This is a genomic window from Micromonospora sp. NPDC049274 (assembly GCF_040678875.1).
GTDB lineage: Bacteria > Actinomycetota > Actinomycetes > Mycobacteriales > Micromonosporaceae > Micromonospora.
Genome location: NZ_JBFAQS010000014.1, coordinates 13,122 through 25,356, shown reverse-complemented (window position 1 = coordinate 25,356; position 12,235 = coordinate 13,122). Strand labels below are relative to the sequence as shown.

Here is a 12,235-nt window from a genome sequence, read left to right as displayed (position 1 = left end):
CAGACGGCCCCTTCCTGCGCAACGACAGGAAGGGGTCCGTCAGCCGTCGGTGGGTTCCAGATTGCCCAGCCTCCGCAGGCTCGTCAGATCGCGGACGGTGATCCGGCGGTAGTCGGTGTCGACAAGTCTCTCGGCGCGTAGCTCCCGCAGCGCCTTCTGGATGGAGGTCTCCGAAGCGCCGCAGATGGTGGCCAGGTCGGGCTGGGTGAGTCGTACGTCGATGATGATGCCGCCGACTCCCTGCCGACCGTGGGTGCGGCAGAGTTCTGCGATCACTCGGGCGACGCGGAGTTTCACAGGGTACGAGGTGAAGTCGATCCGTCGTCGATTGGACCAACGTAACCGGTCGGACACCATCGCGGCGAGCTCGAGAGCAGCGTCGGGATGTTCCTTGAGGAATCGCTTGAACCGATCCGGCTGAATCACGCTGTACCTCGCCGGTCCGCAGGTCGTGACGGTGGCGGAACGGGGTTCGTCGTTCAGCGCGGACATCTCGCCGACGAGATCGCCCCCGACCCGTAGTGACAGCAGGGCGGACCGGCCGTCCGGCAGGGACGCCGTCACCTTGGTCAGACCATCCTCCAGCAGCACGAGGTGAGCTTCCTGTATGCCCTCGTGAATCACGATCTGCCCCGCGGGCACACTGCGACGGACCCCGAGCCCCAACAGCTCCGTCCGAACCGGCGGCGCGAGCCGTTGCAGGAACGTTCCATAGGGCCACTCACCACCGGGCAGCTCGTGTGGTCGTCGCATCTGCGGTCTCCGCCTCCTTCTCCAAGGACAGCCGCCGAAGCGTAGCCGTTCCTGTGCGGAGCGCAATCCCCCTGCCTTAATCACGACGTCGATCAGGGCGCGAACGACCGTCAGTGCCAGCACCGCCAGCGGCGACCATCCGAGGGCGAGCAGCAGCTCGAACAGATCCGTCCTCATGCGACAAGGACACCGCTCGGTGGTGTGACGGACTCCCGAACAGGACGGGATGACCGCTTCTCGACAATCCGAGATGATGCCGTACTTCTACGGGATCCCGATCAGTCCCCGGCGGTTCGATGGCTCCTGCGGCGCTTGCCCGTTGGGCGAGCCGGGTGACGAAGGGCGGGAGTCTTATGCAACACCCCGAGCGGCGACTGTTGATATCTGTGGATATGGAGCGGTACAGCCGGCGCAGCAACCTGCAACAGTATGAGGCGCAACGCCATTTTCGAGAACTGCTGCACGAGGCCGCTGGTGCTGTCGGCCTGGACCGCGTGGCATGGATCACTCAGCAGGCGGGCGACGGCGAGCTGGCGATCGTGCCCCGCGAGGTGTCCGAGTCTCGTGTCATCGGGAGGTTCGTACCCGAGCTGAACCGGCGGCTGCGCAGCCACAACAGCAGCAGACTCCCCGTTGCCCGAATCCGCCTCCGGGTGGCCGTGCACCAGGGGCTGGTGCATCTGGACGGTGCGAACGGCTTCCCCGGCAACGCCGTCGTCTTCGTCTGTCGCCTGTGTGAGGCCGATCCCGTCAAGAAGGCCCTCGCCGCCTTTCCCGAGGCGGGGGTGGCGCTTGTCGTCTCGACCGAGATCTTCCGGGACGTGGTCAGCGAGTATCCGGAGGAGATGCGCCCGGAGCGTTTCGTGCGGATCGAGGTGGCCCATCCGGACAAGGAATTCCGCGAGCACGCCTGGCTGTGCGTGGTGGACGAGGACCTCGGCGGCACCGCGGTCCGGGGGGCCGTGCCCCCCGTTGGGGATGGCCCTGCCCAGGCTGGGGAGAAGCCGACAGACAACGCTCAGGTCAAGCCAGCCAACGACGCAACAGGCCACGGCGGGATTCGTACCGGTGACATCCGTGTCAAGGGGCAGAACGCGGTCGGCCAGGGTGCGACGGCGATCGGCTCAGTCGGCCGCGACGCGAACGTCGGCCCGAGACGAGGCAATCCCCGATGATCGTTCGATATCCCCCTGTCTCCGCCGGCACCGAGCGGGATCTGGACGACCTCCCGTACGACGTGTCGGACGAGCCCTCTGTCGACGACCCGCTCGGCGACGCCGGTGCTGGTGTGCTCGCCGGATCGCGGGACGCGTCGCCGGCCACGGGTTCCTTGGACGGCGAGGACGAGCCGGGTTCGACGCAGGAAGAGCCCGAGGAGCCACCGGAGGAGGAGGCGGACGAACCTGAAGACCTCCTCGACCCCACGGACGTGCTGCGCCGACTGGCTGGCCTGCTGGGTGGATCGAGCAGCATCGGAGTCGGCGATGTTCGGGTTCATGGGCAGAACGCCACCGGTCACGGCGCCGTCGCCATCGGGACCGTCAATGTCATCGCCGCCCGATCCGACGGCGCTGGGCGCGTCTGGTTCGAAACACTTGTCGAGGCGAGCGTCCGCGAGACTGCCAGCGGGTACGCGTCCACGCCCAGTGACAGGGGACTCGATCACCATCTCCACCATCACCACCTGGTCTGCCTCTCCGGGCCGGTGGGGAGTGGACGGTTCACTTCGGCGACTCTGGCGGTGGCCCGCAGACACGGCTTCGACCGGGTCGGTGTGCTCGGCGTCGAGCACTTGTCGGATCTGCTCGGCGCGCAGGTGTCGTTGCCCGCGGGGCACGGCTACGTGGTCGAACTGAGCGAGGCGGTCCTCCGGGCGGTCGACGGATTCACGCTCGTGGCGCTGGCCGCCAGGGCCGCGACCTCGGGCACGACTGTGGTCCTGGTCGGCGACTTCTCCCAGCGGAAGCACGACTACGTCGGCCACGTCGTGGACCACCGCCCGGCACCGGCGGCCGAGGTGTTTCGGGCGCAACTTCGCCATCAGCTCCGCGGGCAGTGTGTCGGCTGGTGCACGGACGCCTGCGACGGCCGCTGCCTGGAGCGGTATGTGGATCTGGACTGTCTCGGGCATCCACTGTTGTCGGCCTACCTCGCCGGAGAGCCCCGACCCACCGAGGTCCTGGAGGTCGTCGCGACGATCACGCGCACCGTTCCCAAGGCCGGCGCCCTGGCCGAGCGGCTGGAGCAGTTTCTGCCGCTCCAACTTCGGGAGCGCGCCGTCGAGATCTTCGACGTGCGACGCGGCGGCGAGGATCTGGGCGGGTTCACCGACGAGGAGATACGCGCGTTCCGCCTCTCCTGCGCCGTGCTGGCCGGACAGCCGGTGGCCGAGATACACGAGGCAGCTCAACGTCTGGCCCGACGGGACCTCCTCGACGCGATGCCGATCGGTGCGCCCCTGCGTGGGTCGGCGATCGACGCGCTGTTGGGGCCGACACTGAGCCAAGCCGCCGCACGGGTGCCCGATGCGCGCGCGCCGGGTGGGTGCCGGATCGACTTCCCGACGGGTACGGAGTCGATCCGGTCGGCACTGCTGGATGTCGCGTGGACTGACTGGTGGTCGCCCGGGCAACTCCTCGACTGGCTCGCCGATTTGATCCGAGGGAACGTTCCGCCGGTTCGGCAGGCCGCTGCCGGGGCCATCGGATGGTCGGCGACGCGCGATGTGCGGGCGGCCCTCGACGCGGTGGGGGCGTTGGCCCGGGAACGGCGGGCCGGGGTCCGACAAGCGGCAGCGATCGTGCTGGTCGCCATGGCCATGCAGCCGACGTTGCGTCATCGGGTCCGCGCCGAGCTGGATCAGTGGGCCGCCGGTCCAGCAGCGCATCTCCAGGACACCGTGGCGCGCGCGTACAGCCTCGGGTTGGCCCGACTCTGGCCGGACGCGGCGTTGGCCCAGTTGCGCCAGGTGGCGCAGGGCCGGATGCAGCGGCGGAACAACTCCGTCGTCCGAGGGCTGGTCGAGGTGTACCAAGACGGACATGCTGCGAGCGTCGTGCCGGCGCTCGTGGGCTGGACGGCGTCCGCCGACCCCGAGGTGCGACTCCACGCCGCGCGGGCCCTGCGGGTGCTCGCGGACCGTTGGGCGGAACCGCCGAATGAGCACTGGCCGGAGCTGCTGCACCTGGTCGATCAGGGAACGATCCGTCTGGCCGACCTGGCCGCCCTCTGGGCGGTCGCCCTCAGCCTGCCGTGGACGGCGTACCGCTCATGGCGGACTCTCGGGTTCTGGCTGGACCGGGCGGACCAGCAACCGACCGTCTCCGGCCACTGCCGGGACCTCGTGCGCCACGTGATCGCTGGACAGCCCGCACTGCGTCATCGCCTCGACCACCAGCTGCACCACGTGTGGCGTCCCGTGATGCCCCAGAACGACCTGCTCGACGACGTACAACGACTGATCGATGAGGAGACGCCATGACCATGGACTCCGCCGGTGGCCCCGGCACGAGACCGCCCCTGCCCCGTCAGGTGGAACGCCGTCGTTGGTGGCACGCTCTCTTCCCGCCTGCCGAGCTCCCGCTACCCCCCGCCCCGCCTCCACCGGTCGTTCCGGCCACGGTGACGTTCCGTCAGGACGTCCCGGCGCCGATCCTGGTGCCGGCCAAGGGGGACGCGTTCGACTTCCGTCTGCACGTCGTCTACAACTGGACCGCGCAGAACATGATCTACGAGGAGCTTCGGCTCCGCGCCGAGCGCTACCTGGCTTGGGCCGGCGGGATCGTCCGGGAACGCGCGATGGACCTGGCACGTGAGCACGAACCCCACCGCTCGCATGACCTGGAGCGTGCGCTGAACAACCGTCTCGGTGGCCAGCGCTGGCCGCGCGAGGGTGCCGCGCACTTCGGTGTGCTCATTCGCGTCAGCCCGGACGAGCGTGTACGGGAGCGACTCAGGCCGTACTGGGAGGATCGGATCCGACTCGAGTGTGATCATGAGTTGCAGAAGATCAGGGCGACCCAGGCGGACGAGTTGACGCGTCGGTGGTGTGCGGTGCTGGAGAACCTCGAGGACGATCCGGTCACTTCGCACGCGGCGCGTCTGACCGGTGAGCAGTTCGCCGAGGTGTTCCGTCGGTACGTGGAGGAACGTCGGGAGACCGTTCCCGATCTCGTGAAGCTCTTGCGCGAGGCGGTCCGGGGGCACGGCGATCTCGGTATGGGGCCGAGCGAGTACACGGAGGCGTGGGACGCGGCCCTCAGGACGTACGAGCGACAGCATGGCTTGTCGGATCGGATGAACTGATGCTTGGTGTCCTCCGTCGCACCTGTGCGACGGAGGACGCCCACTGCGGATTTACGGTTTCATCTACATGCAGTGGTCTGCATGAACTTGCAGTATTTTACCGCCCTTGTTAATCTTCGCTGCATAGTCATGCGGAGGTGAGTATGGGGATCCGAGTCGCGGTCGCCGGAGCGAGCGGGTACGCCGGAGGTGAGTTGCTGCGCCTGGTCGCCGGGCACCCGGAGTTCGATCTGGTCGCCGCCACCGCGCACCGCCAGGCCGGGCACCGCGTCGACGTGGTGCACCCGCAGCTCACCGGGCTCGACCTGGTGCTCGGCGAGACCGATCCGTCCACCCTCGCCGACGCCGACCTGGTCTTCCTGGCGCTGCCGCACGGCGAGTCGGCTGCCCTCGCGGCCCAGCTCCCGCCCGAGGTACGCATCGTCGACCTGGGCGCCGACCACCGGCTCGCCGACCCGTACGCCTGGGCGCAGTACTACGGCGGCACGCACGCCGGCCAGTGGACCTACGGGCTGCCCGAGCTGCCCGGCCAGCGGGAGCTGATCGCCGGGTCGACCCGGGTCGCCAACACCGGCTGCTACGCCGCCGCGATCACCCTGGCGCTCGCGCCGCTGATCGCCGACGGCGCGGCCAGCCCTGCCGACGTGGTGGTGGTCGCCGCCTCCGGCACGTCCGGCGCGGGCCGGGCGGCGAAGCCTCACCTACTGGCCAGCGAGGTGCTGGGGGACCTGTCGCCGTACCGGGTCGGCACCCACCAGCACGTACCCGAGATCAAGCAGGCCACCGGCGCCACCGGCCTGTCGTTCACGCCCGTCCTGGCGCCGATGCCGCGCGGCATCCTGGCCACGGTCACGGCGGTGCCGGCGCGCGGCGTCGACCCCCAGGAGGTGCTGGCGCGGGCGTACGCGGACGCGCCGTTCGTGCACGTGCTGGCGGAGGGGCGCTGGCCGCACACCGCGGCGACGCTGGGTTCCAACTCGTGCCATCTGCAAGCCACCGTCGATGTCGACTCGGGTCGGTTGATCGTGCTCAGCGCCCTGGACAACCTGGGCAAGGGCGCGGCCGGTCAGGCCGTGCAGAACGCCAACCTGATGCTCGGCCTGCCGGAGACGACGGGCCTGTCCGTCTGGGGAGTCACACCATGAGCGTCACCACCCCTCGGGGGTTCCGGGCGGCCGGGGTCGCCGCCGGTTTGAAGGCCAGCGGTGGCGCGGACGTCGCGCTGGTGGTCAACGACGGCCCGGACGCCGGTGTCGCCGGTGTCTTCACCACCAACCGCGTCAAGGCCGCGCCGGTGCGCTGGACCCAGCAGGTCGTGCAGGGCGGTGTGGTCCGCGCCGTGGTGCTCAACTCCGGTGGCGCGAACGCCTGCACCGGCCCGGCCGGCTTCCAGGACACCCACGCAACGGCCGAGCACACGGCCGCCGCGCTGAGCGCGGTCAGTCCGCGGCTGCTCCTCGGCGCCGGGGAGGTGGCGGTCTGCTCCACCGGCCTGATCGGTGAGCGGTTGCCGATGCCGAAGCTGCTGCCCGGGGTCCGCGCGGCGATCCGGGGGCTGTCGCGCGACGGTGGCCCGGCCGCCGCCGAGGCGATCATGACCACCGACACGCGGGCGAAGACGACTGTGGCGCGGGGCAGCGGCTGGACTGTCGGTGGGATGGCCAAGGGCGCCGGGATGCTCGCGCCGGGGATGGCCACCATGCTCTGCGTGCTCACCACCGACGCGGTGGCCGGGCCGGCGGCGCTGGACGAAGCGTTGCGAGCGGCCACCCGGGTCACCTTCGACCGGGTCGACTCCGACGGCTGCATGTCCACGAACGACACGGTGCTGCTGCTGTCCAGCGGCGCGAGCGGCATCGAGCCGTCCCCCGCCGAATTGGCCGCGGCGCTGACCACGGCCTGCCACGACCTGGCCCAGCAGTTGGTTGCCGACGCGGAGGGCGCCACCAAACAGGTCGCCATCGACGTGGTCGGCGCCGCCGACGAGGACGACGCGGTCGAGGTGGGCCGTTCGGTGGCCCGCAACAACCTGGTCAAGACCGCGCTGTTCGGCAACGATCCGAACTGGGGCCGGATCCTCGCAGCCGTCGGCACGACCGCCGCCGCCTTCGAGCCGGACGAGGTGGACGTCGCCGTCAACGGGGTGTGGGTGTGCCGGGGTGGCGCGGCCGCCGAGGACCGCTCGAAGGTCGACCTCACCGGCCGGGACGTGACGATCCGGATCGACCTGCACGCCGGCGACGAGATGGCGACGATCTGGACCAACGACCTGTCGCACGCGTACGTGCACGAGAACTCGGCGTACTCAACATGAGTCTCAGTGGCGATCTCACCCGCGCGCAGGCCAAGGCGGAGACGTTGATCGAGGCGCTGCCCTGGTTGGCGCGTTTCTCCGGTTCGACAGTGGTGGTCAAGTACGGCGGCAACGCCATGACCGAGCCGGCGCTGCAACGGGCGTTCGCGGCCGACATGGTGTTCCTGCGCTACGCCGGTCTGAAGCCCGTCGTGGTGCACGGCGGCGGCCCGCAGATCTCCGCCATGCTGGGCCGGCTCGGCATCGCCAGCGAGTTCCGGGGCGGCCTGCGGGTGACGACCGCCGAGGCGATGGACGTGGTCCGGATGGTGCTGGTCGGGCAGGTGGGCCGGGAGCTGGTCGGGCTGATCAACTCGCACGGCCCGTTCGCCGTGGGGCTCTCCGGCGAGGACGCCCGGCTGTTCACCGCGGTGCGCCGCCCGGCGTACGTGGACGGGCTGCCTGTCGACGTCGGCCAGGTCGGCGACGTCGAGTCGGTGGACACCTCGGCGGTGACCGACCTCATCGACGCCGGCCGGATCCCGGTGATCTCGACGGTCGCGCCGGACGTCGACGGGGTGCTGCACAACCTCAACGCGGACACCGCCGCCGCCGCGCTCGCGGTCGCGTTGCGGGCCCGCAAGCTGGTCGTGCTCACCGACGTGGCCGGCCTGTACGCGGACTGGCCGGACACCACCAGCCTGATCTCCGAGATCACCGCGGACGACCTGGCCAAGCTGCTGCCCAGTCTCGAGTCGGGGATGGTGCCCAAGATGGAGGCGTGCCTGCGCGCGGTGCGTGGGGGAGTGCCCGCGGCGCACGTCGTCGACGGTCGGGTGGCGCACTCGACGTTGCTGGAGGTCTTCACCTCCGAAGGGTTCGGAACGATGGTAGTGCTTCAGGACGGGATGGTCGGGGCATGAGCAGCCTGGTGCAGCGGTGGAAGCAGTCCATGATGGACAACTACGGCACCCCGCCGCTGGGGCTGGTCTCCGGCGCGGGCGCCGTGGTGGTCGACGACGCGGGCCGCGAATATCTGGACCTGGTCGGCGGGATCGCGGTGAACGCCCTCGGCCACGCCCACCCGGCGGTGGTGGCGGCGGTGTCCAAGCAGGTGGCCACGCTCGGGCACGTCTCCAACCTCTACGTCGCCGAGCCGCCGGTCGCCCTCGCGGAGCTGCTGCTGGCCCTCGCCGGCCGGCACGGCCGGGTCTTCTTCGCCAACTCCGGTGCGGAGGCGAACGAGGCGGCGTTCAAGCTGTCCCGGCGCACCGGGCGCACCCACGTGGTGGCCACCAACGGCGCGTTCCACGGCCGCACCATGGGCGCTCTCGCCCTCACCGGCCAGCCGGCCAAGGCCGACCCGTTCCGGCCGCTGCCCGGCGAGGTGACACACGTCGACTTCGGCGACGTCGTCGCCCTCGAGGCGGCGGTCACCGACGCCACCGCCATGGTGATCCTGGAGCCCATCCAGGGCGAGAACGGCGTCGTGGTCCCGCCGGCTGGCTACCTGGCGGCGGCGCGGCGGATCACCTCCCGGCACGGGGCGTTGCTGGTGCTCGACGAGGTGCAGACCGGTATCGGCCGCACCGGGCACTGGTTCGCCCACCAGGCCGAGGGCGTGGAGCCCGATGTGGTGACGCTGGCCAAGGGGTTGGGTGGTGGGCTGCCGCTCGGCGCGACGCTGGCCTTCGGTCGGGCCGCCGACCTGCTCACCCCCGGCTCGCACGGCACCACCTTCGGCGGCAACCCGGTGAGCTGCGCCGCAGCGCTCGCCGTGGTGGCCACCATCGCCAACGAGGGGCTGCTCGACCACGTCAAGCGCGTCGGCGAACGGCTGCGCCGGGGCGTCGAGGCGCTGGGCCATCCGCTGATCGACGGCGTACGCGGGGCGGGGCTGCTGCTCGGCGTGACGCTCAACGCTCCTGTGGCGCCGGTCCTCGCCGGGGCGCTGCGGGATGCCGGCTTCCTGGTCAACGCGGTGCAGCCGGGTGTGGTCCGGCTGGTCCCACCCCTGATCCTCACCGCAGCCCAGGTCGACGCCTTCCTCGCCGCCCTCCCCGCCGCCCTGGACGCGACGGTCCCGGCGGCCGCCGGGACCGACGCAGATCTTGGTGCGAAGGCGCCCCTCCAGGGGCCGGAATCCTCCAAGATCTCGACGCCCACCACGACCACGCCGACCACCACGACCACGGGGACGACCGCATGACTCGGCACTTCCTGCGCGACGACGACCTTTCGCCGGCCGAGCAGTCCACGGTCCTCGACCTGGCCGCGCACCTGAAGGCGGACCGCTTCGGTCACCGGCCGCTGGCCGGCCCCCGTTCGGTGGCGGTGCTGTTCGACAAGCAGAGTCTGCGCACCAGGATCTCGTTCGACGTGGGGATCGCCGAGTTGGGCGGGCACCCGCTGGTCGTGGACACGCAGGTCACCCACTTCGGCCGGGGGGAGTCCCTGGCGGACGCGGGACGTGTGCTGTCCCGCTACGTCGCGGCGATCGTGCTGCGTACCCACGGGGACGAGCGGATCGCCGAGGTGGCGGAGGGCGCCACCGTGCCGGTGGTCAACGCGCTCACCGACGGCTTCCACCCGTGCCAACTGCTGGCCGACCTGCTGACCGTGCGGGAGCGGTGCGGCGGCACGGCCGGCCGCATCCTGACGTACGTGGGCGACGGCGCGAACAACATGGCGCAGTCGTATCTGCTGGCCGGGGCGCTGGCCGGCATGCACGTGCGGATCGCCGGGCCGGCGGGGTTCGCGCCCGATCCGGCCGTCCTGGACCGGGCGACCCGGATCGCCGCCGACACCGGCGGGTCGGTGCGGGTGCTGACCGACCCGACCGAGGCGGTACGCGACGCCGACGTGCTGGCCACCGACACCTGGACGTCGATGGGGCAGGAGTCCGACGGGCTGGACCGGATCACCCCGTTCCTGCCGTACCAGGTCAACAAGGAGTTGCTCGGTCAGGCCGCGCCGGACGCGATCGTGCTGCACTGCCTGCCGGCGCACCGTGGTGAGGAGATCACCGACGAGGTGCTCGACGGGCCACAGAGCGCGGTCTTCGACCAGGCGGAGAATCGACTGCACGCGCAGAAGGCGTTGCTGGCGTTCCTGCTGGACGCGACGGGCGACGCCGCGACCGGAGACCGACGATGACCGGGCCGCTGACCCGAGCCGCCCGGCACGCCCGGATCGTGGAGCTGATCCGGGACCGGCCCGTACGATCGCAGACCGAGTTGGCCGACCTGCTCGCCGCCGACGGCGTCGTCGTCACCCAGGCCACCCTCTCGAGGGACCTGGAGGAGCTGGGCGCGGTCAAGGTGCGCGGCGGCGACGGGCCGGCCGTCTACCTGATCCCGGAGGACGGCCAGCGGCCGCTGCGCGACGCCGAAGCCGCGCCGGCCCGGCTGGTGCGGCTGCTGCGTGAACTGCTCAACGGGGTCGACTCCAGCGGCAACATCGCCGTGCTGCGTACCCCGCCGGGCGCGGCCCAGTACCTGGCCAGCGCGTTGGACCGGGCGGGCCTGCCGGAGATCGTCGGCACCATCGCCGGCGACGACACCATCCTCGTCGTGGCCCGCGAGGCCGTCGGCGGGGCCGCACTCGGTGACAAGCTCGCCGGCTGGGCCCGCCGGGACGACACCGTCGAAGGGAACACCACGTCATGACCGAGCGGGTCGTCCTCGCGTACTCCGGGGGGTTGGACACCTCCGTGGCGATCCCCTACCTGGCCGAGCAGACCGGCGCCGAGGTGATCGCGGTGGCGGTCGACGTCGGGCAGGGCGGGGAGGACCTCGACGCCATCCGGCAGCGCGCGCTGGACTGCGGCGCGGCGGAGTCCGAGGTCATCGACGCGCGCGACGAGTTCGCCGCCGACTACTGCGTGCCGGCCATCCGGGCGAACGCCCTCTACATGGACCGCTACCCGCTGGTGTCGGCGCTGTCCCGGCCGCTGATCGTCAAGCACCTGGTGGCGGCCGCGCGTACGCACGGCGGGACGATCGTGTCGCACGGCTGCACCGGCAAGGGCAACGACCAGGTCCGGTTCGAGGTGGGCCTGAACGCGCTCGCTCCCGACCTGAAGATCATCGCCCCGGCCCGCGATTTCGCCTGGACCCGGGACAAGGCGATCGCGTTCGCCGAGGAGAAGGGGCTGCCGATCGACGTGTCGGCGAAGTCCCCGTACTCGATCGACCAGAACCTGTGGGGTCGCGCCGTGGAGACGGGCTTCCTGGAGGACATCTGGAACGCACCGATCGAGGACCTCTACTCGTACACCGACGACCCGGCGGAGCCCCGCGACGCGGACGAGGTGGTGATCACCTTCGACGGCGGCGTGCCGGTCGCGATCGACGGCGAGACCGTCACCCCGTACCAGGCGATCCTGGAGCTCAACCGGCGTGCCGGCGCCCAGGGCGTCGGCCGGCTCGACATGGTCGAGGACCGCCTGGTCGGCATCAAGAGCCGCGAGGTGTACGAGGCGCCCGGCGCGATCGCGCTGATCACCGCCCACCAGGAGCTGGAGGCGGTGACAGTCGAGCGGGACCTGGCCCGGTTCAAGAAGAGCGTGGACCAGCGCTGGGGCGAGCTGGTCTACGACGGCCTGTGGTTCTCGCCGCTGAAGGACTCGCTGGACGCGTTCATCGACGACGCGCAGCGGCACGTGAGCGGCGAGGTGCGGTTGACCCTGCACGGCGGCCGGGCGACCGTCACCGGCCGGCGCTCCGAGGAGAGCCTGTACGACTTCGGGCTGGCGACCTACGACACCGGGGACACCTTCGACCAGACCCTCGCGAAGGGCTTCGTGCGGCTGTGGGGTCTGCCGAGCGGGCTCGCCGCCGCGCGGGACGCCCGGCTGGGAGGCTGACGACCATGGGGACCACA

General features: G+C 70.9%; 11 protein-coding genes. 10 read left to right on the top strand and 1 reads right to left on the bottom strand.

Going from position 1 to position 12,235, the window contains the following annotated elements; translation table 11 throughout:
- Positions 1–39: 39 nt before the first annotated feature.
- Positions 40–930: a Crp/Fnr family transcriptional regulator gene (locus tag AB0K10_RS23875; RefSeq protein ID WP_363686847.1), complete on the bottom strand. Its 891-nt coding sequence runs from the start codon at positions 928–930 to the stop codon at positions 40–42.
- 176 nt (positions 931–1,106) lie between these two features.
- Between AB0K10_RS23875 and AB0K10_RS23870 the strand changes: the two genes are divergently transcribed.
- From AB0K10_RS23870 to AB0K10_RS23825, 10 genes are all read left to right on the top strand, one after another.
- Positions 1,107–1,928 carry a hypothetical protein gene (locus tag AB0K10_RS23870; protein WP_363686845.1) on the top strand — a complete coding sequence of 274 codons (822 nt, stop codon included), beginning with the start codon at positions 1,107–1,109 and terminating at the stop codon, positions 1,926–1,928.
- Positions 1,925–4,234, top strand: coding sequence for a hypothetical protein (locus AB0K10_RS23865; protein WP_363686843.1), 2,310 nt, complete (start codon positions 1,925–1,927; stop codon positions 4,232–4,234). Before AB0K10_RS23870 ends, AB0K10_RS23865 begins: the two co-directional genes overlap by 4 nt.
- Positions 4,231–5,058, top strand: a complete 828-nt coding sequence (locus AB0K10_RS23860) for a hypothetical protein (RefSeq protein WP_363686841.1) — start codon at positions 4,231–4,233, stop codon at positions 5,056–5,058. The genes AB0K10_RS23865 and AB0K10_RS23860 overlap by 4 nt, the downstream gene beginning before the upstream one ends.
- A gap of 143 nt (positions 5,059–5,201) precedes the next feature.
- Entirely contained in the window at positions 5,202–6,203 is a 1,002-nt protein-coding gene (gene argC, locus AB0K10_RS23855; RefSeq protein WP_363686839.1) for an N-acetyl-gamma-glutamyl-phosphate reductase, read from the top strand.
- Positions 6,200–7,372, top strand: a complete 1,173-nt coding sequence (gene argJ, locus AB0K10_RS23850) for a bifunctional glutamate N-acetyltransferase/amino-acid acetyltransferase ArgJ (protein WP_363686837.1) — start codon at positions 6,200–6,202, stop codon at positions 7,370–7,372. The genes argC and argJ overlap by 4 nt, the downstream gene beginning before the upstream one ends.
- On the top strand, positions 7,369–8,274 hold the full coding sequence (argB, locus tag AB0K10_RS23845; protein WP_363686835.1) for an acetylglutamate kinase: 906 nt from the start codon (positions 7,369–7,371) through the stop codon (positions 8,272–8,274). Before argJ ends, argB begins: the two co-directional genes overlap by 4 nt.
- On the top strand, positions 8,271–9,560 hold the full coding sequence (locus AB0K10_RS23840; RefSeq protein ID WP_363686834.1) for an acetylornithine transaminase: 1,290 nt from the start codon (positions 8,271–8,273) through the stop codon (positions 9,558–9,560). The genes argB and AB0K10_RS23840 overlap by 4 nt, the downstream gene beginning before the upstream one ends.
- Positions 9,557–10,507, top strand: coding sequence for an ornithine carbamoyltransferase (gene argF / locus AB0K10_RS23835; protein ID WP_363686832.1), 951 nt, complete (start codon positions 9,557–9,559; stop codon positions 10,505–10,507). Before AB0K10_RS23840 ends, argF begins: the two co-directional genes overlap by 4 nt.
- Positions 10,504–11,019 (top strand): arginine repressor, encoded by a 516-nt coding sequence (locus AB0K10_RS23830; RefSeq protein ID WP_363686830.1) that lies wholly within the window; start codon positions 10,504–10,506, stop codon positions 11,017–11,019. The genes argF and AB0K10_RS23830 overlap by 4 nt, the downstream gene beginning before the upstream one ends.
- Positions 11,016–12,218, top strand: coding sequence for an argininosuccinate synthase (locus AB0K10_RS23825; RefSeq protein ID WP_363686828.1), 1,203 nt, complete (start codon positions 11,016–11,018; stop codon positions 12,216–12,218). Before AB0K10_RS23830 ends, AB0K10_RS23825 begins: the two co-directional genes overlap by 4 nt.
- The last annotated feature ends 17 nt before the right edge of the window (positions 12,219–12,235 follow it).